Here is a 20281-nt window from a genome sequence, read left to right as displayed (position 1 = left end):
GGCGTTAGAAAGGAGCAGGCGATGTCCGAAGAAGAAATATTATTACAACAACTATTTGAAGAAGAAAAATTAACCGAAAAGCAAAAAAAAATTATCGTTGCTGCCATTGAATCCTTTTCTGAAAAGGGCTATGCTGCTACTTCTACTAATGAAATCGCCAAAAAAGCTGGGGTAGCAGAAGGTACCATTTTTCGGCATTATAAAACAAAAAAAGAATTGCTCGTTTCCATCGTTGCTCCGCTTATGACAAAACTAATAGGCCCTGTCATTGTGAATGATTTTCATAAAGTACTAGATCGTCCGTATGAACATGCCGAAGATTTTTTAAGAGCAGCGATTGAAAAACGAAGAGAAATTATAAAAAAAATGCTTCCTGTTATAAAAATTATGATTCAGGAAATTCCTTTTCAACCGGAACTAAGGGAGCAATTTCTTGAACAAATAGCTAGAAAAACATTTGATCGTATTTTGATAGTGATTAAAAGTTATCAAGATAAAGGTCAGCTAATAGAAATGCCAACTTTAAGTGCTGCAAGATTAGTTATTTCAACTATATTTGGTTACTTAATTTCTCGTTATATCTTTTTCCCAGAAAGTGAATGGGATGATGAGCTTGAAACTGAACGTACTATTCAATTTATCATGCATGGATTAGGTAAAAAATAATAGATCTATTCAAATACATTGCAAAAAAAGAAAAGCGCACAAATGGACGCTTTAGACTGTAGACAAATTCGTTTTACAATGAATAGAGATGCATGTATAAAGAGAATTAGCAGGGCCCACCCTTCGCTTTCAGCGGGCTTGGCTTCAGCCTCCTCGTCACAGCCAAAAACATGTGCTCCTGCGGGGTCTGAAGATAAAAATGTGCGGAAGGCGGCGACTCCTGCGGGACAGCGAGACAGTTCAAGACCCCGCAGGCAAAGCCGAGGAGGCTTGGCGCGAGCCCGCGGAAAGCGACCGCCTGGAGCGATTGCTACAGGAAAAGCACAGTAATCATTATGTTCTTAATACATTTGATTCATAAAAATGTATTTGTCGACAAGCAGAAGCGCACAAATGGATTCTTTTCTTTTTTTGTCAAATTCTCAGCGTTTTCTATTACGCATATAGACATATAAAAAGCCTCCAGCACCTAAAAAACGCAAGGAAGAGCTAATATACATCGCTGTTTCCATACCTAATTGATCTAAAAGCCAAATACCAACTTGTGGTGCAACAAATGCAACAAAAGCAAGCAGTACATTATACGTTGTAATGCAATACGTACGAGACTTTTCAGGCGATTGCTCTAATAGTAAATTAAATAAAATCAAAACTGTCCCTGACAAGAAGAATCCTGAAGTCGTTTGAATAAGTGTCAGGTAATACAAATTCGTAGATAATACCGTTAAAAATGGAGTTGTCGCCATTCCGATTGCAGCCCATATAAATACACGCATATTAGAATATTTGTCGGCCCACTTTTTCCATAAAGGAAACGTTAAAATTTGCATAAGCATACTACCAACAGAGAACATACTAATCCAAAAAATCGTTGCACCAGCTACTCGTACATTATATATATTGAATAAACCCCAAGCCATTTGCCAAGCAAAGTTAAAAAAGAGAGCGGCAGCTAAAAACCAAACATAATTGGAATGTTTAAAAATACCCCAATCCATAGACTTCTTTTTTACTTGATCATTCTCAACTCGCACGACTTCTTCTTCGTGTCTTAATAAGAAAAACACTTCTAATAAACCAAAACCGAAAGCGATTGAAAATAGGATTTGATAAGCAACAATACTTTCCGAAGCATCTTTCATTAAAATACCGATAAGCAACGTAGACACAAGTCCTACCATTGTCAGTAGACGATTTCGATCACTGAAAAATTGTCCTCTTCTAGATTCATTAATCATTCCACTAATGAGAGTTTGCCAACCTACATTGGCTACAGTATTCGGCACACTGATGAAAGCAATAACCCCTAAAAATGCCCATGCTTGTATCGAAGTAGACGGCAAGTAAACAACTAAAACGATAAATAAAAACATCAATCGAGCGAGTAATACAGACATTGCCACTAGCTTCTTTTGAGCGTTAGCTCGATTCAATAAAATAGCTGCTGGAATAGTCATTAATAACGCAATTAATGGAGGCAAAGAACTAATTAGACCAACCTGATAATTCGTTGCTCCTAATATTGTAATCGCGAATATTGGAAAAAAGTTATTCGAAAAGTTAAGTGCAATAGTTGAAGCCATTCCATGATAAATACTAATCTTTTCATTATGCGGTCGTTTCATACTGTCAGCCCATTCTATAATTAATATAGGATATGCTAGAATTATATACTTGCCGTATAAGAAAACAAGTACTTCGAGACACAAAATTTATTAAGTTTGAGTAAACCGTTTTTTGGCATACACATATGTAACAGCAAGTGCTGAAACTAATACCCCACCTTTAATAATATCGAATGCGTAATAGGGCAAGTTCAGGATCGTTAATCCATTTAGCAAAATACCAATTACCGCCGCCCCGAAGAATGTTCCAATAGCATTTGGTTTCCCAGCCCCGAGAACAGAGTATCCAACAAAGACTGCTGCTACTGCTTCCATTAACAATGGTGCACCAGCATCAATTTGCCCCGAACCAACCCGTGCAGTAAATAATATACCTGCCATGGAAGCAAAAACTCCAGAAATTACATAGGAAGCACATTTTACTTTTCGGATATTTACACCTGATAATGTTGCAGCTTCTGCATTTCCACCTGTCATATATAAAACGCGTCCCCAACGGGTATGGTGGAGTACTACATAAGCCAGCAACACCATCACAAGCATGATCCATACGGGGACAGGTAAACCTAACATTCTTCCTTGACCAATCCAAAGAAATGCTTCGGATAATTGTCCAGGAGCATTTCCACCGGAAGTTAATGGCATATTGTTATAAATGGAGTAACCTTCCGTATATGTACGATGAAAGCCAGCAACAATGTACATCATGCTTAACGTAGCAAGTAAGTCAGGAATACCAATTACAACAATAAGAAAGCTATTAAGTAAACCTACTAGTACGCCAATTAGAATCGGTAGTATTAGAACAAGCCAAAGTGGCATTTCATACCATACCATTAGTGAAGCCGTTACTACGGTTGATAATGACATCGTGGAACCAACGGATAGATCAAAGCCGCCTACGACTAGCGTAAATGTCACTCCTATAGCTAAAAGCGTAACAATGGAAATGGAACGCAATATATCCGTAAAGTTACCGTATGTAAAAAAAGCTTCGCTAATTGAACTAAAATATAAAATAATGACAAGTAATAAGGCAATAGCTCCGTATTTATATAAAAATTGTATTCCACTCTCTTTCACCTTATTCTTCTTTTCCACCGCTTGCATACAACAAAATCCTTTCCTGGGTCGCATCTTCACGTGAAAATTCCTTCACGATTTGACCGTTATATATGACTAAAATACGATCGGAAATACCAATCGCTTCGTGAATTTCACTCGAAAAATAAAGGCAGCCTTTTCCGCTTTCTGCTAACTCACGAATCAGCTTAAAAATGTCTGCTTTAGCGCCAATATCAACACCTTTTGTCGGTTCATCAAATAAATAGAGTTTCGAATCAAGGGACATCCATTTTCCAATGACTACTTTTTGCTGATTTCCTCCACTTAAATGGACAAGTGGTGTATCTGTGTCATTCGTTTTAATTTGCAACCGATGAATGATATCCTTTGCGAAACTTTTTTCCGCTCTTTTATTCATGAATAGTAAACGCGAAAACTTTTTTAAGTTGGGAAAAGAAGCATTTGTTTGTAACGATTCATGCACAAAAAGGCCTTCTTTTCTACGTTCCTCTGGTATAAGTGCTATACCAGCATTTATTGCTTCTACTGGATGCCTCACATTTATAGATCTACCAGAAAGCTCAACCATCCCCTTTCTCAAAGGTTCTATACCAAACAACGCTTTTGCTAACTCCGTTTTTCCCGCACCTACGAGTCCAACAATGCCAACAATTTCACCTTCTGAGACGGTAAAAGAAAGGTTTTTCAATTTATGGTTATCTGATAAGCCCTCCACTTGGAATAATATTTCTCCTAAAGTATTATTTCGTTTCTTCTGTTCCTCACTAAAAGATGCGCCCAGCATAGATTCTATAATCGTTTCTTGTTCAGCATCAGCAGTGTTATATGTTTGAACAAGTTTTCCATCCCGCATAACGGTGATTCGATCACTAATTTCAAACACTTCTGGAAGACGGTGTGAAATGAATACACAACCAACTCCTCTATCCTTCAGTTTATGTATTACTGAAAATAGCTTATTAGACTCATGGATTGATAGTGGTGCAGTTGGTTCATCAAATATAATTATTTTTGCAGAGCTTACAAGTGCTCGTGCAATTAGCACTAATTGCTTTTCAGCTAGCGAAAGCTTAAAAGCCGCCTGCTGTAAAGAGATGGTTTCCACCTGCAATTCCTTCAGTGCATTTCGTGCTTCCTCGTAAAGTTTTGGCATAGAGACAAACAAATTTTTACCAGTAGCAATTGTATCGAGCATAATATTTTCCGCGACAGATAATTCTGGAATAATTGCCGTATCTACTTCTTGATATACACAATAAATACCGTGTTCTTTTGCTATTTTCGGCGATCGTAACCGAATTCTCTTTCCCTCCAGCACGATATCGCCTTTGTCCTGTTCATACACACCCGATAAAATTTTCATAAGCGTACTTTTCCCGGCGCCGTTCACCCCTAGCAATGCATGCACTTCACCTTTTGCTAAATGGAACTCTGCATCTTCCAATGCGTTCACGTTGCCAAATTTTTTGTGTATTGCATTCATCGAGAGAAAAGGTTTCATTGTAAATATGCTCCTCTCTTAGAAAAGCACAAGCGCCTATTTCAGCTCCGACAAGGTAAATGCTAGTTTCTGAAGAGGCAGTTTCACACCTAATAGAAGAAACTGTATTTAACCTTGAGGGGCTGAGCGCTAGAGCTTCATCCTTTATGTTATAGTTACTGACGTTCCAATTCTCTCAATGCATCTGTATAACCTTGTTCACTTGCTCCCCAACCTTCAATAAACTCGTGCAAACTATTTGTTGTCACTGTTTCCTTTGGAAGTTTAGATGCATCCACAAACACAGGCTCTAAAACGATTTTTTCCTCTGGATTTTCTCCATTAATTTTTTGGTACAAATAGCGCACTTGGATACGACCAATATCCATTGGATCTACAGCTGCTGACGCTGCCCATGGGCTATTTTCTTTTTGAATCATTTGCAAATCTTCATCACTCATATCAATGCTGTAAACTTTAATATCAGTTCTTCCTGCCTGCTCAATAGCACGTACTGCGCCTTTTGCAAATTCATCCCATGCTGCCCATACAGCCGTAATTTCCCCTTCATTTGGATATTGCTTTAATACTGCCTCCATTTGAGATTGTGTATCTAAAGCAGTATTAGCCGTCGCTGCTCCGAATGTAGCAATTTCTTTTATTCCTGGATTTTCTGTTAGAAATTTCTCGTAAGCGACTTGACGTCTTTCCATCGGTGCAAAACCTGCAACCCAAATTTTCACGATATTCGCTTCACCGTTTGCGTCCTCTGCTAACTTATTCAAAGTCATTTCTGCCATTTGCTGGTCGCCTTGCTCTAATACAGTTATCCCTTCTACTTCAACTCCTGCATCAAATGCTACAACTGAAATTCCTTTGTCTACAGCTTTTTGTACACCTTGGTTAAGCGCCTCTTTTGTACCGTGGTCAATTAATATTCCATCTACCCCTTGGTTTACAGCAGCATCCAGATTAGATGCCATTTTTGCTAAATCACCTTCCGAGTTAAATACAGTTACTGTTCCACCGAACTTTTTCACCTGTTCTTTGACGCCTTCAATGTATTGCGCAGAGAAAGTGCCGAGATTTTGTTGAAGAATTAATGCAATTTTCTTTCCTGCTAGTGGATTTTCGGAAGATTCCGCTGAAGTTGAAGAAAGAGATTCTTCCTTTGCATCTCCCTTTGGCTGACATCCCGTTAGTATTAATCCAATTATTAATAATGCTGTTAGTACCCAACTTGTTTTAATTTTCATGATTATCTCCTTTTTCTAATGACAATATTGCAGAAATATTTTCGTTGTATTCTGGATAAATGATTCCCTTTTCTGTAATAATCGCTGATATTAAGCTAGATGGCGTCACGTCAAATGCTGGATTGTATACCTTCGTGTCGTTTGGAGCCACCTGCTTACCAGCAATATGTGTTATTTCCTCTGAAGGACGTTCTTCTATTGGTATTTTTTCACCACTTTCAATTGTTAAATCAAAAGTAGAGGAAGGAGCTGCCACATAAAATGGAATTTGAAAAGCTGCAGCTAGTAATGCCAAGTTAAACGTTCCAATTTTATTGGCAGTATCGCCGTTTGCAACGATTCGGTCTGCTCCAACGATAATTGCTTCAATTCCTTTTGCTCCAATTGTATGTGCGGCCATACTATCTGTAATTAATGTGACATCTACTCCAGATTGTTGAAGCTCCCAAACAGTAAGTCTTGAACCCTGAAACACTGGTCTAGTTTCACAAGCAAATACTTGAAACTGTTTTCCTCGTTCACTACCGAGATGGAAGGGTGCTAGTGCTGTGCCGTATTTTGCTGTAGCAATTGTGCCTGCGTTACAAATAGTCATAACCTTTGTAACATCTCCTAGTAAGGATAAAGCAAATTCACCAATTGTTCGGCACGATGCTTCATCTTCCTTGTGTATAATCTCTGCTTCTTCTAATAGCCGTTCCTTCGCTTCTTGAACAGTCGCAGCATTTTGAACAGCGTTACGTAGACGTTCTAAAGCCCAAACTAAATTGACTGCTGTTGGCCTTGATTCAGCTAAATACGTAGCATCTTTACATAAAAGTTGATGAAATTGTTCCAATGAATTTGTTTCGTAACGTTGTGCCGTAGCAGCTAATCCATGCGAAGCCGTAATACCAATAGCAGGAGCACCTCGTACTTTTAACGTTATGATTGCATCGTACACATCTTCAAGTGTTTCGAGTGTTAGATAGTCCACTTCGAGCGGAAGTTTTTGCTGATCTAAAATCTTAAGTCTCTTATTGTTCCATTCGATCGATAACGGAATACTCATTTATACAACTCCTCAAGCAACCAAACCACTGCTTTAATAGACTTAATTTCTTTGCGCTTCAAGATAAGTGCTTCACCTATTTGTAAAGCTTGCTTCTTGGTCAGAATTCTTTTTTCATCGTCTGCAATTCCATCCAGGTCATTTACATGTGCTAAACCGATAGTACGTCGAATTAATTCACATCCAGCAAAACCAAGTGCATCTGTGAAAATTTTGTCTAAAACGTATTCTTCAAAACCCTTTGTATCTTTATAGGATTCGATAGCTTTATTTTTCCAAAGTTCCGAAAACTCAGAAGAAAATACTTCCCATGTTTGTTCAATGTGATGCAGTATAACGAGTTGCTGTTCCCCATCTCTAGAAATCGTTTGAACGATCAAATTAGCTAGAAATAATCCTATATCGAAACCAATTGGTCCATAAAAAGCAAACTCTGGGTCGATTACTTTCGTTTCTGTTTCACTCGCAAAAATACTACCTGTATGTAAATCTCCATGAAGTAACGCTTCTGCTTCTGTTAAAAAACTCTTCTTCAATTTTGCAACTTCTAGTTTTAAAGATTCGTTGCTCCAAATAGCTTCTACATTAGCTCGGATGGAAGGCTCGAAATCATTTGTTTCATGATCAAAAAATGGATCTGTAAAAATAAGATCTTCGGTAATTTTACATAACTCAGGATTGGAAAACTCTGAAACTAGTCTCTTCTTTTCAAATGGATGTAATGCAAAATCAGATGTATGAAATAGAGTTTTTGCAAGATATACCCCTATGTCCGACGCTAACTTCGGATATGATTCTAGTTGAATTAATCCTTTTCGAACAATTGTCAAATGTGACAGATCTTCCATTACGGTAATCGCTAGTTCCTCATCTGTTGCATATACTTTAGGTACTAATCCTGCCGCAAATTCCCCATGTTTTTTAAGCGCGTTTGCTTCAATTGCTGCGCGCTTTAAAGTTAGCGGCCAGCTTTCACCAACTACTTTTGCATACGGTAATGCTTGTTTTATGATGATCCCCTTTCCACTTTTGGAATCCGTAATGTGAAAAACATAATTTAAATTACCGTCACCAATTTCGCGACATGCCAACTTCGCATCCTCTGAAAAGAAGTTCAATCCTTCTGCGTATAAAATTGCACGCTGTTCTGTTAATGATTCATATTGTTTTTTTGTAGCTATGGTCATTCTTCTCTACCTTTCTTTTACAAAATAAAAAGCCTCTTTCAAAGAAAGAGGCGTAGAATAAGAGACTTCTCGCCTCTTATCTTTCAGAAAGTTTACCTTTCTGATGGAATTAGCACCGTGCCTTACGAGATGTTCATCTCGGCGCGTAAAGCGCCCCGTCTCACAACGGTATTACGGTCGGTTGCTGGGCTTCATCGGGCCATTACCCTCTGCCTGCTCTTGATAAGAGTGCTATTAGTTACAACTTTATGCTGTTTGAAATGAATCCTAGCATATCCAAAAATGAATTGTCAATGTTTTTTTAATTTGATAAACATTCGAAAAACTATGTTGACAATTTTTATTTTGCATGAAATAATCATTATGAATTTGACAATACATAATAATCCCAATTGAATAACTTTTTCTTATTTAGAGCAGGTGGAGGGACAAGCCCTATGATACCCGGCAACCGATTCAATGATGAACACGGTGCTAATTCTTGCAGTCATTTGACTGAGAAATAAGAAGTCGTTAAACCTTTAACCTCTTCTTATTTGAAGAGGTTTTTTATTTTTAATAAAAGCACAGCAACTTAGATTTAAATGTAAAAATAAAGGAATGTGATAAATAATGAGTAGTGTAACCTCTCTCTATCAACTATATGGAAAGCTTGGTTCTTTTGAAAAAAAGGCGGAAGATATCGCACTTGGTTTAACTATTGGATCCTGGACCGATTTACCATTGCTTGAACAGGAGCAATTAAAAAAGCATAAAGGAAATGTAGTTTCTATAACCGAATACGAAAACACTCGACATCCACTGAAACCAGAGCAAATCAGAGCAGAAATTAAAATTACTTATCCTAGTTTAAACTTCTCTTCTGATTTGCCTGCGATTTTAACAACTGTTTTTGGAAAACTTTCACTCGATGGTGAAGTGAAACTTTTAGACTTAGAATTTTCTCCAGAATTATTAGCTAAGTTTCCTGGTCCAAGGTTTGGTATAGATAATATTCGAAACTCGCTAAATGTGTACGACCGCCCACTCCTCATGAGTATATTCAAAGGGGTAATTGGTAGAGATATCGATTATTTAGCTGAACAGCTTCGACAACAAGCCCTTGGAGGAGTGGATCTTGTAAAAGATGATGAAATCCTTTTTGAAAATCCGCTTACTCCTTTTGAAAAAAGAATTACAACTGCACAAGAAGTATTACGTCAAGTGTATGAAGAAACTGGACATCGAACCCTTTATGCCGTGAATTTATCTGGGCGAACGTCCGAATTGAGGGATAAGGCGAAGAAAGCAAAAGAACTAGGTGCTGATGCACTATTATTCAATGTCCATACTTACGGTCTAGATGTCCTTCAAGAGCTTGTAGAAGACAATGATATACAGTTGCCATTTATGGCCCATCCAGCATATAGTGGTTCGTTTACGTCTTCCCCATCTTATGGGGTTGCATCACCACTTTTACTTGGCAAGTTAACTCGCTATGCAGGGGCAGATTTTTCATTGTTTCCTTCCCCTTACGGTAGTGTTGCACTTGAAAAAAAAGTTGCTCTTTCCCTTGGCGAAGAATTAACGAAAGTAAGTGCAGTAAAAAGAGCTTTTCCAGTCCCTTCTGCAGGTATTCATCCTAGTCTAGTTCCTCTATTAATCGAGGATTATGGGATTGATAGCATCATTAATGCTGGTGGAGGAGTACATGGTCACCCTGCTGGCGCTATCGGAGGAGGACTCGCTTTCAGACAAGCTGTAACAGCTGTCCTAAATGGAATACCTCTTGTAGAAGCGGCAGATCAGCACCATGAATTAAAAACAGCAATAGAACTATGGGGGTAAGCAAAATGAGTAAACTAGTCATCTATTGTGATTTTGATGGCACTATTACAAATCAAGATAATATTATCTCTATCATGAAAAAATTCGCTCCTCCGGAATACTTACCGATTAAAGAGAATATTTTAGGACAAAAGCAGTCCATCCGGGAAGGTGTAGCGGCGATGTTTGCTCTACTACCTGTCTCATTAAAGGACCAAATCATTTCTTATTTGCTAGAACAAGCACAAATTCGAGAAGGATTTGCAGAATTTGTTTCTTATACGCGAAAAAACAATATACCACTATATATCGTTAGTGGTGGGATCGATTTCTTCGTAACTCCAATTCTTGAACAGTTCGGTCCATTTTCCGGACTTTATTGTAATGAATCCGATTTTTCGGGAGATACAATACAAATTAAGTTCCCACATGGTTGTGATGCGCTATGTTCAAGTCAAGGTTGTGGATGCTGTAAGCCGTCTATTATCCGTCAACTTCAAGGTACAGATGCGTTAAGCGTTGTAATTGGAGACTCCATTACTGATTTAGAAGCCGCTAAGTTAGCAGACATCGTCATAGCTAGGGATTTTCTAATCGAAAAATGTGAGCAATTGAATATTCCTTATGAGCCATTCGAGAATTTTCAAGATGTTATTAGCATTATTGAAACCAAGCTAGGTGTAGAAATATGACGACACTCCAAAGTAAATGGGAAGAGTTAGCGGACATAAAAGATGAACTTGCTGCCCGTGACTGGTTTATGGGGACTAGTGGAAATTTAGCTATAAAAGTGAGCAATGAACCACTACAATTTTTAGTCACAGCTAGCGGAAAAGATAAGAAAAAGAGAACTCCAGAAGACTTTTTACTTGTAAATGCTAGTGGAGACCTCGTGGAAGAGTCCAATTTAAAACCTTCTGCTGAAACATTACTACATTGTGCTATATATGAAAAAACATCTTCCGGCTGTAGCCTCCATGTTCATACAGTCGCAAATAATGTTATTTCCGAATTATATGGGGACAAAGGGAAAATAGATTTTCAAGGTCAAGAACTTATAAAAGCTTTTGGCTTGTGGGAGGAAGACGATATACTCTCGATTCCTATCATCCCTAACTACGCTCATATTCCGCATCTTGCAGAAGCATTTAAGTCCCATATACTTGCAGATAAAGGTGCTGTATTAATTCGAAACCATGGCATTACTGTTTGGGGCAAAGATGGTTTTGAAGCAAAAAAACTACTAGAAGCTTGCGAGTTTTTATTTCAGTATCAATTAGCATTACATCAAATAAAATAAGAGAGGAAGTTTGGAATGGCTATCATTAAAATTCAAGAAACGAACGAAATAATTGAAGTACAAAACGAGGTTGCAGCATTTTTAGAGAAACAAGAAGTTATTTATGAGCATTGGGATATAGAAAAGTTACCAGTACATCTTCGTGAAAAATTCGATCTAAGCGATGAAGAAAAAGACGAAATTTTACAAGCATTCAAAGAGGAAATTGATAATATTTCAAACCGTCGTGGATATAAGGCATCCGATGTAATTTCTTTATCGGACTCTAATCCGAACTTAGATGAACTACTGAAAAACTTTGAGCGTAAACATCTTCACACGGACGATGAAGTCCGCTATATCGTTAGTGGTCATGGAGTATTTATTATCCAAGGTAAAGACGAGCGTTTTTTCGAAGTTCATCTTACACCTGGAGACTTGATTTCCGTTCCTGAAAATATTACGCATTACTTTACACTTGCAGAAGACCGTAAAGTAGTAGCAGTTCGAATATTTGTAACAGCTGAAGGATGGGTACCTGTTTACCAAGATGAAGTTGTTCAAAAATAATTAACAAAACTCCTGATTGCCGATAAAAGCAAATCAGGAGTTTTGTTATTATAATACATTTTCTTAATTTGTACATATTTTTTTTAATAAGTGAGTGCTTTTATTTACAAATTCTATTGGAAGAGTATAATGTTTAGATGATACAAAACAACATTCCTTCTTAAAAAGTACTTAATACTAAAGATTAGGACTTACTTTGTTTGCTATACGAAGATCATTATTTTTAGCAAAGCATTTCACTGTATTTGGGAAAATGGGGTGGTAAAAACACATGACACAAGAACCTGAATTGACGCTTGTCGAACATCTAACTGAACTGCGGAAAAGGCTAATTATTGTAGCTGTAACGTTTGTTCTCTCTCTTGCCTTCGGATTTTGGATGGCGCCAAAAACATTAACTTTTCTTAAACAACAACCTACAGCCGCACATGTTGAATGGAACGTATTTGGCTATACAGATGGTTTAATGATTTATGTTAAATGCGCTTTAATCTTAGCTATCTTAATTACTTTGCCTGTTGCAATGTACCAAATCTGGTTATTTGTTAAACCAGGGTTGCTTGATAAAGAAGCAAAAGGAACTATTTATTTTATTCCTATTTCTTTCTTTTTATTTTTAGCAGGGATTAGTTTTAGTTATTTTATTTTATTTCCTCTAATGTTGAATTTTATGTCTAACATTAATGATTCGATTGGTGCTTTAGAGACGTATGGTATGCAACAATATTTTACGTTTATGTTTAATTTAATCATTCCAGTAGGTATCGTTTTTGAATTACCTGTTATCATACTATTTTTAACGAAATTAGGAATAATAACTCCGGATCGATTACGAAAAATGAGAAAAGTCTCCTACTTCATACTTGTAATAGTTGGAGTTTCTATAACACCACCTGACTTTATTTCTGACTTCATTATTGTTGTTCCGCTATTACTTCTGTTTGAAATTAGCATTCTCGTATCGAGCTGGTCCTATAAAAAACAGCTCGCTAAAAAAGCACTTTTAGATGAAAGTTTAGAGGAATAGAAGAATATATCTTCTTAAACGTGTTATACTAACTAGAGCAAGTTAACTAATTATGCACATTCGCCACTTGACCAATATATTAAACAACTAAGAGGAGGTACGCACCATGCCAAACATCGGTGTACCAGGTTTAATTATCATTCTAGTTATTGCTTTAATCGTCTTTGGACCATCTAAACTACCTCAGTTAGGTAAAGCTGTTGGACAAACGTTAAGAGAATTTAAAAACTCCACAAAAGATATCGTGGATGAGGTAGCAGAAGAATTCAAATTAGATGATAAAGAAGCAAAAAAGAAAAATTAATACATTCATCGCCAGCTATTCTGTAGAGTAGCTGGCTTTTTTTATTTTATAAGCATCTAAATTGACTCTACATGGAGCTCTGGATTATAATTACCTTGAATTCGAGATTCTTTATCTAAAAGTAAGCGAGAATTTAACTATAAATATTGGAGGAATATTCATGTTAAAAATCGGTATTATTCAAGGTAGTGTTCGTCAAGGTCGTAATGGTGATGCTGTTGCTAAATGGATGTATGACTTCGCAGCAAAGCGCAATGACGCAGAGTATGAGTTAGTGGATCTTGCAAACTACAAATTACCTTTCTTAGGTGCAGAACTTCCTGCATCAGAACAAGATGCAGCTAATGCAGCAATCAAAGCGTGGTCAGAAAAAATGGCTTCTTTTGATGCTTACATTTTCATAACACCTGAATATAACCACGCAGTTGGCGGAGCACTTAAAAATGCTACTGACTTCTTGAAGCCAGAAGTAGCTAACAAAGCTGCCGGTTTTGTTGGTTATGGTAGTTTAGGTGGCACACGTGCACATGAAAATATGCGTTTAATTTTAGGTGAATTATCAGTAGCTGACGTACGTACAGCTGTTACATTCTCACTTATGACGGACTTTGAAAACATGAGCGTGTTCAAACCTGCTGAATATCATTCAGCAAATGCAAATGCAATGCTTGATGAACTTATTGCATGGGGCGGCGCATTAAAAACAATCCGTTAATAGATTCTTAATAAGAAAAGCGCAAGCGCCTTGATTAGAGGAATACAGTCTAAGTTCGCGACATCGTGTCGCACCGACTGTATGACCTGCATCGTGCAGGCCTGCGACGAGCAAATGTTCTTCCCAAAAGAAGTCGTTCTTTGACTTCATTGGGGAAGGTTATTTGACCTCGAGGGGCTAGGCGCTGGAGATCGATCGATACTGATCAAAAAAATTTATACTTTCTTATTTATATAAAAATACGGCTCAAAAGTATGCTACAACAATACTTTTGAGCCGTTTCTATTAATATTCCTTCCCAAATTAAAATCCCCCTCTTCACTGCTACTACATGTAAAGAAGGGATTTTTTTATTTATTCCTGCATCCATAAAGGTACTATAAGTTTTTAAAGAAAACCCTAATAACATCTGCTCCGCCTATAAATGTTCCAATAGATCCCACTAAGTTAGTTAGTACGACAACAAGTAAAATTCGGGTAACTTTATTACGCCAAAAGCCTTTTACAGTAAAAACATCTTCTGAGAGTGTTTCAAAATCACCTACATTTGGTCGACGGAAAAATGCTTGTACAATTCCTGAAACCCATCCAGAAGCTATTAAAGGGTGCAGGGTAGTGATCGGAGCAGCAATAAAAGCAGATAATATAGCTAGTGGATGACCGAAAGCGATAGCAGCACCAATAGCAGCGAAACTTCCTGTCCATAGTATCCAACTTAACGCTTGATCGAACCCTGCAGTCGGATTGGATATAAAGGTATAGGATACAATAGCAATAAGAAGTGCTGGTATTGCCCATCCAAGAATTTTAGGCACTATGGATTTAGGAGGAATTTGAGCCAATGCTTCTAAATCATGTTCTTTTTGAATTTCTTTTGTAATACCTGGAACATGTGCAGCACCTAATACAGCTACTACTTTATCTCCTGGTGCATCTTTAATTTTCTGCGCTAAATATTGGTCTCGTTCATCGATTAAAGGAGTCTTTAGTTTCGGAAAGGATTCCGTAAATTCCGCAAGGACAGCGTTCAGCGTATCCTGTGATTTCATTTTTTCGAGTTCCTCTTCTGTAATTGTTTCTTTACTGAAAATACTAAAGAAAACAGAAGTAAGAAGTTGTGCCTTACCAGACCATCCAAGATTATGCCAAATACGTGAAAATGTTATTTGGATATTCCTATCAGCTAATACGAGATCTGCTCCAATTTCATTTGCCGACTCAATCCCCTGAATCATTTCCTGTCCTGGCTTTATATCAAATTGCTTTGCTAAACGATTTTGAAAAGAAGATATTGCCAAATTCATTAAAAGCAATGTAGCTTTCTTTTCTTTAATTACTTTAAAAATATCCATCTCTTTCCACTTATTACTATCCATAACAGATTGATATCTTTGTTCATCTAACTCAATACAAACAGAGTCTGGTCTTTCTGCTTCAATAACTTCTTTCACTTGTTCTGCACTTTGTCTCGATACATGTGCCGTTCCGATTAATATCAATTCTTTACCATCTAAATTTATACGAGTGATATTTTCTTCTCTCACAGGTTTCTTCCTTCGTAGAACATATTTCTTTTACGTAAGTTCTATTTATAGCTCACGAAAAGACTGTCTATTATTAATAATGAATTAGATTAGGGTAAATTTCAATTATGTTTTACACTTTTACCGAAGAAAATCTCTAGGAAATCCATGTATCTAGAAGAGAATCGATAATTTTTTCTAGACAAATTTCTAAAAAAAGTATATATTAATATAGTTACCTAGGATAACCATTACCTTGAGTAACTATTTATGAGGGGGGTTTTTCGAATCAAATCATATAGTGAATTTTTTCATCAGTTTTTGCTTTTATACCGTCCATTCGAGAACCATTTGAATATCCAGCTTGCGAAACATGATTTATATAGAGCCCAATGGTCAATTTTGTTTTATTTATACCGTAATGATTCCGCCACACTTGTCGAACTGTCTAATTATCAAAGTGTAGAAAAGCCGACTGTTACAAGAACTATTACTCGTTTAGAGGAACTGGGATATGTAGAGCAAATGCCGAGCAAAGATAGACGCGAAAAGAAAATGCAGCTTACTTTACTTGGAAAAAAGGTCTATGAAGATGTACGAGTGACGATAGATGCGTTTGAACAAAGTATTTTACAGGGAATTTCCGAAGAGGATCAGCTAAAAGCAATTCGAATGATGGGAGAAATCCGGAGTAATATTCTAGAACAAGGAGACAAATAAATTGGATATAACAAAACCTAAACTATGGACAAAGGATTTTATCGTTGTATCCTCTGTCAATTTTTTATTAACGTTAATTTTTTATTTATTAATGGTAACAATTGCTGTTTATACAGTGGACGAATTCAATGCTTCCACAAGTGAAGCTGGTTTAGTCACCGGCATTTTTATCATCGGAACTTTAATTGGTCGTCTTTTTATAGGCCGTGTCATCGATTTAATCGGTCGTAAAAAAACTTTGTTTATAGGGTTAGCCCTATTTACGTTAACGACAGCTCTATATTTTGTAAACCTCGGCTTGCCTTTTCTACTAGTTAACCGATTTCTTCACGGTTTAACGTTAGGTATAGCAAGTACAGCTTCCGGTACGATTGTCGCACAAATTATCCCTCTGACAAGAAAAGGAGAAGGAATTGGTTACTATAGCATGAGCGCAACGCTTGCTACTGCAATCGGTCCATTTATTGGTCTGTATATGAGTCATCATACAAGTTTCCATATGATTTTTACATTCTGCCTTGCTTTAGGAATTGTCAGTTTTATCACTGCAATCTTTCTTCATGTTCCGCCAAGCATAATACCAACAAAAACAACCGAAACAAAAGGATTCAAGCTTTCCAACTTTGTAGAACCGAGAGCATTACCCATTGCTTTCATAACATTAGTTGTTGCTTTTTGTTACGCAAGTGCCCTCTCTTTTATCAACTTCTATGCTATTGAAATTAATCTAGTAGAGACAGCTAGCTTCTTCTTTATCGTATATGCAGTTGCAGTATTAGTATCACGACCGTTTACTGGCCGTATAATGGATACAAAAGGTGCAAACTATATTATGTACCCTGCCTTTTTAATCTTTGGTGCAGGAATGCTGCTACTAAGCACAGCTAGCAATAGCTTCATGTTATTACTAGCTGGTATTCTAATTGGTCTTGGGTTCGGTAATATGCAGTCGACAACTCAAGCTATTGCGGTAAAATTAACACCACCGCATCGGATGGGGCTTGCAACATCTACTTTCTTTATCTTCCTAGATGCGGGACTAGGCTTCGGCCCATATGTACTTGGATTTATTATTCCATTAACAGGTTATAGCATTCTATATGTAATTTTAGGAGTATTAGCTATCATTACAATCATCCCTTATTTCTTCTTACATGGAAGAAAAGAAAAAGCTGGTTTAATAACAGAATAACAAACTAAAAACCTATCCCAGATGGATAGACTCTGACTGTAGACACACTCGATACTATGAGGTTTCCTACAGTCTTTTTACTTATAAAATAGAATAAAGATTAATGGAGTCCGGAAAAATGCACTCGCTTTCCGCGGACAAATCGTCATGCCTCCTCCTCTCTACGGCTGAAGGCACTAAAAAAACTCCCTACAATTTGACGTTGCCGGATGAGGTTGTCCAATATTCCAATAAATAAGAAAATCGTTGACGGCCCCCTTTCCGTGGGCGTTGCCTCAGCCTCTTCGCTTCAAGGGCACTGAAAAAGTGTTATTCTAATAAATTTTCTATCAAATAGTCCTAGGAGAATTTTGCGCTTTGGCATTCGCTTTCCGCGGGCGAGCGACGAGCCTCCTCCTTCTTCGCTCTGCTTCGTGCGGGGTCTCGTCTGTCTCGCTTTCCCGCAGGAGTCTCATGCGTCGCGCTAAATTCTCTTAATTAAATACAGCAAATTGTTCCTACAAAAATACTAATTCGATTTTTTCAGTGCCCTCCTCGCTTCGCTGTGGGGTCTTCGACTAACGCTATTCCCGCAGGAGTGTCGCCTTTTTCAACGATTTTCTAGAAATGAAAAAGTAGTATCTATTCATAACGAAGCAAAAGTGCGCCCGAAATTGTATCTTCGGGCGCTGCTTTAGCTAGTGGGAAGTATTTTTCTTTCATTAGCCAAACCAAAGGCAGTCTGTCTCCGAACATTCCTACCCTCCCAAAAAATAACCTCCGGTAATGACCTAGCAAACGTTTAATACTAAGCCCTCAGGGAATATTAAAGACAAGGTGCATTTAAAGGTTGCTTGCACTTTTCTTATTTCTAACATTTCATACTGCATGAGCTTTCAAACTTCAAAGTCTTATTTCATACTTTTCTCACAAAGGCTAGGTATAATAGGTTAAGTATTTTTATTTAGGAGGAATAGTTATGAAAAAAATAATTTTAATTGCATTTGTTTTTATGCTTTCATTTGCAAATAGTGCTTTTGCACATACAGGATTAGAGAGTTCTTCACCTGCAAATGGAGAAGTAATTAAGGAAGAATTAAGCGAAATTACTTTAACTTTTGAAGGAAAAATAGAACAAAGTAGCACGTTTGAATTAAAAAATTCGAATGGTGAATCAATTCCTGTAGAAAATATTTCTATTAATGAAGGTCAAATGGTAGGTGCATTATCAAATCCTTTGGAAAATGGAAATTACGAAGTAGTTTGGAGCATTATTGGAGCAGATGGGCATCCAATCGAAGGTAATATTCCTTTTACAGTAGAGGTTGCTGCAGCTGAAACACCGGTAGAAGATAAAGTAGTAGAGGAAGAAAACACTGTAGAAACTCCTGTAACTGAACAAGCTAAGCAGGCAGAAGAAGTACAATCATCTACTAATATAGTTCCTATCATTGTTATTGCATTAATTGCCATCATTGTTGGTGTTTTCTTCTGGTTACGTAGAAAGAAATAATAAATGACGATGCTTATTATTAGTGAGATACTTTTATATCTTTGTTTTTCCATTTTAATTGGTAGTTTTTTTATAGCACTAGTGCCGAGTTCTTTAAAACCAGAGATAAGTATACAAAGATGGATACAAGTTACTGCTACTTTAGGGATTGCTATCTTTTCATTTGTTCCTATTTTGCTGCTAATATTGCAATTGGATAAAGGAAATGATCTTGTAGGAACATCTCAAATGGTACTTCGTACATTTGAAGTAGGGAAAGCATGGATTTCCACTTTTCTAGTAGCGAATGTACTGTTTATTTTTCTTCTCTGGTTTGAGAACCAATCGAATAGAACATATTCGATTGGAGGACTTGTATTAACGTTTCTATTAATTTTAGGATTAGGTTGGGCAAGTCACGCTACCTCCATTAGTCATGTAAAAGGTTTCGTAACACATACAAGTCATTTTGCAGCAGTTACGATTTGGATAGGTGTTTTACTAGTAGTTAGCTGGTTTTCTAAAGGGATTTCAAACTGGTTGAACTTTTTAAAGTGGTTTACACCAGTTGCAATTATTTGCTTTAGTGTAACGGCTATTTCTGGAATTGTTTTAATGACATATGTGGTTGATTTTAACAAGTATACAGATGCTTGGATGCTCCCTTATGGACAACTTTTGTTAATAAAGCATTTATTAATCATACCGTTGCTTGTATACGCAGCTATTAATAGCCTATTTGTGAAAAAGAAACTACAAAATGATTTGTCCTTTAATCCGAAGCCTTGGGCTAAGGTAGAAAGCTTAGTAGTATTACTCATTTTTTCAGTAACGGCAGCACTAAGTCATCAATCACCACCTACTGAAAGTACATTTAAGAATGAAGGCCCTTCTAAGCTTTACAGCTATTTTTATCAAGGGCAAAATCTTCAAGTGATGAACGTAGAGCTTGCAGCTAATGTTAAGGGAATATCACTATTGATCTTATCAATTCTTTTAATTGGTTTAACAATTTATGCTTTTCTTAAAAAAGCTCCTGCATTCCTCACATTTCTGTTAAGTATTCTAATCGTGTTTTCTAGCTATTTAGCACTAATTCTAAGTATAAAGTAAGAGATAAGAAACTATCCATTTAGTAGCCTATATTTAAGACAAAAAAGGTTTCGGGAATGCCCAACATTCCCGAAACCTTTTGATCTTTTATCCATATACGTAAAGGAAAAAGCTGCGAGACTCCTGCTCCAAGACCCCGTACGAGCGTAGCGGGCGCACTAAAAAACAGTCTATTTATAAATATAAATACTTTTTCATTTCTAGAAAATC

19 protein-coding genes and 2 riboswitches are annotated in these 20281 nt (G+C 37.0%); of the genes, 12 read left to right on the top strand and 7 right to left on the bottom strand.

Annotated features, from left to right (window positions below):
- The first annotated feature begins 21 nt into the window (after positions 1–21).
- The gene (locus FG384_RS09330; RefSeq protein WP_142642330.1) at positions 22–666 is read left to right on the top strand and encodes a TetR/AcrR family transcriptional regulator; all 645 of its coding nucleotides are present in this window, start codon (positions 22–24) and stop codon (positions 664–666) included.
- Between the two features lie 422 nt (positions 667–1088).
- Here the strand turns inward: FG384_RS09330 and FG384_RS09325 are convergent, their stop codons facing one another.
- The 6 genes from FG384_RS09325 to mtnK form a co-directional block, all read right to left on the bottom strand.
- The gene (locus FG384_RS09325) at positions 1089–2291 is read right to left on the bottom strand and encodes an MFS transporter (protein WP_142642329.1); all 1203 of its coding nucleotides are present in this window, start codon (positions 2289–2291) and stop codon (positions 1089–1091) included.
- 90 nt (positions 2292–2381) lie between these two features.
- Positions 2382–3401 carry an ABC transporter permease gene (locus tag FG384_RS09320; RefSeq protein ID WP_142642328.1) on the bottom strand — a complete coding sequence of 340 codons (1020 nt, stop codon included), beginning with the start codon at positions 3399–3401 and terminating at the stop codon, positions 2382–2384.
- On the bottom strand, positions 3376–4878 hold the full coding sequence (locus tag FG384_RS09315) for a sugar ABC transporter ATP-binding protein (protein WP_142642327.1): 1503 nt from the start codon (positions 4876–4878) through the stop codon (positions 3376–3378). Before FG384_RS09315 ends, FG384_RS09320 begins: the two co-directional genes overlap by 26 nt.
- A 155-nt stretch (positions 4879–5033) precedes the next feature.
- Positions 5034–6113, bottom strand: a complete 1080-nt coding sequence (locus tag FG384_RS09310) for a sugar ABC transporter substrate-binding protein (protein ID WP_142642326.1) — start codon at positions 6111–6113, stop codon at positions 5034–5036.
- Complete coding sequence (gene mtnA / locus FG384_RS09305; protein WP_142642325.1) at positions 6103–7164, bottom strand: S-methyl-5-thioribose-1-phosphate isomerase; 1062 nt, start codon at positions 7162–7164, stop codon at positions 6103–6105. Before mtnA ends, FG384_RS09310 begins: the two co-directional genes overlap by 11 nt.
- Complete coding sequence (mtnK, locus tag FG384_RS09300) at positions 7161–8351, bottom strand: S-methyl-5-thioribose kinase (RefSeq protein ID WP_142642324.1); 1191 nt, start codon at positions 8349–8351, stop codon at positions 7161–7163. The genes mtnA and mtnK overlap by 4 nt, the downstream gene beginning before the upstream one ends.
- A 73-nt stretch (positions 8352–8424) precedes the next feature.
- Positions 8425–8580: riboswitch (SAM riboswitch) on the bottom strand.
- A 175-nt stretch (positions 8581–8755) separates the two neighbouring features.
- Positions 8756–8860, top strand: a riboswitch (SAM riboswitch).
- A 103-nt stretch (positions 8861–8963) separates the two neighbouring features.
- On the opposite strand from mtnK, the gene FG384_RS09295 reads away from it, so the two are divergent.
- The 7 genes from FG384_RS09295 to FG384_RS09265 all read left to right on the top strand — a co-directional run bounded on the left by FG384_RS09295 (position 8964) and on the right by FG384_RS09265 (position 14052).
- Positions 8964–10178 carry a 2,3-diketo-5-methylthiopentyl-1-phosphate enolase gene (locus FG384_RS09295; protein WP_142642323.1) on the top strand — a complete coding sequence of 405 codons (1215 nt, stop codon included), beginning with the start codon at positions 8964–8966 and terminating at the stop codon, positions 10176–10178.
- 5 nt (positions 10179–10183) lie between these two features.
- The gene (locus FG384_RS09290; RefSeq protein ID WP_142642322.1) at positions 10184–10849 is read left to right on the top strand and encodes a 2-hydroxy-3-keto-5-methylthiopentenyl-1-phosphate phosphatase; all 666 of its coding nucleotides are present in this window, start codon (positions 10184–10186) and stop codon (positions 10847–10849) included.
- Positions 10846–11457, top strand: coding sequence for a methylthioribulose 1-phosphate dehydratase (locus FG384_RS09285; protein ID WP_142642321.1), 612 nt, complete (start codon positions 10846–10848; stop codon positions 11455–11457). Before FG384_RS09290 ends, FG384_RS09285 begins: the two co-directional genes overlap by 4 nt.
- Before the next feature lie 15 nt (positions 11458–11472).
- Positions 11473–12006 carry a 1,2-dihydroxy-3-keto-5-methylthiopentene dioxygenase gene (locus FG384_RS09280; protein ID WP_142642320.1) on the top strand — a complete coding sequence of 178 codons (534 nt, stop codon included), beginning with the start codon at positions 11473–11475 and terminating at the stop codon, positions 12004–12006.
- 271 nt (positions 12007–12277) lie between these two features.
- Positions 12278–13033, top strand: a complete 756-nt coding sequence (tatC, locus tag FG384_RS09275; RefSeq protein WP_142642319.1) for a twin-arginine translocase subunit TatC — start codon at positions 12278–12280, stop codon at positions 13031–13033.
- Between the two features lie 106 nt (positions 13034–13139).
- The gene (gene tatA, locus FG384_RS09270; RefSeq protein ID WP_142642318.1) at positions 13140–13337 is read left to right on the top strand and encodes a twin-arginine translocase TatA/TatE family subunit; all 198 of its coding nucleotides are present in this window, start codon (positions 13140–13142) and stop codon (positions 13335–13337) included.
- Between the two features lie 160 nt (positions 13338–13497).
- The gene (locus FG384_RS09265) at positions 13498–14052 is read left to right on the top strand and encodes an NADPH-dependent FMN reductase (RefSeq protein WP_142642317.1); all 555 of its coding nucleotides are present in this window, start codon (positions 13498–13500) and stop codon (positions 14050–14052) included.
- Positions 14053–14429: 377 nt separating this feature from the next.
- Here the strand turns inward: FG384_RS09265 and FG384_RS09260 are convergent, their stop codons facing one another.
- Positions 14430–15596, bottom strand: a complete 1167-nt coding sequence (locus FG384_RS09260; protein ID WP_142642316.1) for a TraB/GumN family protein — start codon at positions 15594–15596, stop codon at positions 14430–14432.
- Positions 15597–15845: 249 nt separating this feature from the next.
- On the opposite strand from FG384_RS09260, the gene FG384_RS09255 reads away from it, so the two are divergent.
- The 4 genes from FG384_RS09255 (at position 15846) to FG384_RS09240 (ending at position 20071) form a co-directional block, all read left to right on the top strand.
- On the top strand, positions 15846–16295 hold the full coding sequence (locus FG384_RS09255) for a MarR family winged helix-turn-helix transcriptional regulator (protein ID WP_205961772.1): 450 nt from the start codon (positions 15846–15848) through the stop codon (positions 16293–16295).
- Position 16296: 1 nt separating this feature from the next.
- Entirely contained in the window at positions 16297–17487 is a 1191-nt protein-coding gene (locus tag FG384_RS09250; protein ID WP_142642315.1) for an MFS transporter, read from the top strand.
- A 958-nt stretch (positions 17488–18445) separates the two neighbouring features.
- Positions 18446–18979, top strand: a complete 534-nt coding sequence (locus FG384_RS09245; RefSeq protein ID WP_142642314.1) for a copper resistance CopC family protein — start codon at positions 18446–18448, stop codon at positions 18977–18979.
- 3 nt (positions 18980–18982) lie between these two features.
- A complete protein-coding gene (locus FG384_RS09240; protein WP_142642313.1) occupies positions 18983–20071 on the top strand; it encodes a copper resistance D family protein in 1089 nt (362 codons plus the stop codon).
- The last annotated feature ends 210 nt before the right edge of the window (positions 20072–20281 follow it).

The organism is Psychrobacillus vulpis (assembly GCF_006861825.1).
GTDB classification, from domain to species: domain Bacteria; phylum Bacillota; class Bacilli; order Bacillales_A; family Planococcaceae; genus Psychrobacillus; species Psychrobacillus vulpis.
This window is presented reverse-complemented; position numbering and strand designations above follow the sequence as displayed.

What these genes read in the sequence shown, in the direction of transcription:
- FG384_RS09310 (WP_142642326.1), bottom strand. Translation starts at nt 6,113, where the DNA reads ATGAAAATTAAAACAAGTTGGGTACTAACAGCATTATTAATAATTGGA.
- FG384_RS09295 (WP_142642323.1), top strand. Translation starts at nt 8,964, where the DNA reads ATGAGTAGTGTAACCTCTCTCTATCAACTATATGGAAAGCTTGGTTCT.
- tatA (WP_142642318.1), top strand. Translation starts at nt 13,140, where the DNA reads ATGCCAAACATCGGTGTACCAGGTTTAATTATCATTCTAGTTATTGCT.
- mtnA (WP_142642325.1), bottom strand. Translation starts at nt 7,164, where the DNA reads ATGAGTATTCCGTTATCGATCGAATGGAACAATAAGAGACTTAAGATT.
- FG384_RS09315 (WP_142642327.1), bottom strand. Translation starts at nt 4,878, where the DNA reads ATGAAACCTTTTCTCTCGATGAATGCAATACACAAAAAATTTGGCAAC.
- FG384_RS09325 (WP_142642329.1), bottom strand. Translation starts at nt 2,291, where the DNA reads ATGAAACGACCGCATAATGAAAAGATTAGTATTTATCATGGAATGGCT.
- FG384_RS09320 (WP_142642328.1), bottom strand. Translation starts at nt 3,401, where the DNA reads ATGCAAGCGGTGGAAAAGAAGAATAAGGTGAAAGAGAGTGGAATACAA.
- FG384_RS09290 (WP_142642322.1), top strand. Translation starts at nt 10,184, where the DNA reads ATGAGTAAACTAGTCATCTATTGTGATTTTGATGGCACTATTACAAAT.
- FG384_RS09245 (WP_142642314.1), top strand. Translation starts at nt 18,446, where the DNA reads ATGAAAAAAATAATTTTAATTGCATTTGTTTTTATGCTTTCATTTGCA.
- FG384_RS09285 (WP_142642321.1), top strand. Translation starts at nt 10,846, where the DNA reads ATGACGACACTCCAAAGTAAATGGGAAGAGTTAGCGGACATAAAAGAT.
- FG384_RS09255 (WP_205961772.1), top strand. Translation starts at nt 15,846, where the DNA reads ATGAGGGGGGTTTTTCGAATCAAATCATATAGTGAATTTTTTCATCAG.
- FG384_RS09265 (WP_142642317.1), top strand. Translation starts at nt 13,498, where the DNA reads ATGTTAAAAATCGGTATTATTCAAGGTAGTGTTCGTCAAGGTCGTAAT.
- FG384_RS09330 (WP_142642330.1), top strand. Translation starts at nt 22, where the DNA reads ATGTCCGAAGAAGAAATATTATTACAACAACTATTTGAAGAAGAAAAA.
- mtnK (WP_142642324.1), bottom strand. Translation starts at nt 8,351, where the DNA reads ATGACCATAGCTACAAAAAAACAATATGAATCATTAACAGAACAGCGT.
- FG384_RS09240 (WP_142642313.1), top strand. Translation starts at nt 18,983, where the DNA reads ATGACGATGCTTATTATTAGTGAGATACTTTTATATCTTTGTTTTTCC.
- FG384_RS09280 (WP_142642320.1), top strand. Translation starts at nt 11,473, where the DNA reads ATGGCTATCATTAAAATTCAAGAAACGAACGAAATAATTGAAGTACAA.
- tatC (WP_142642319.1), top strand. Translation starts at nt 12,278, where the DNA reads ATGACACAAGAACCTGAATTGACGCTTGTCGAACATCTAACTGAACTG.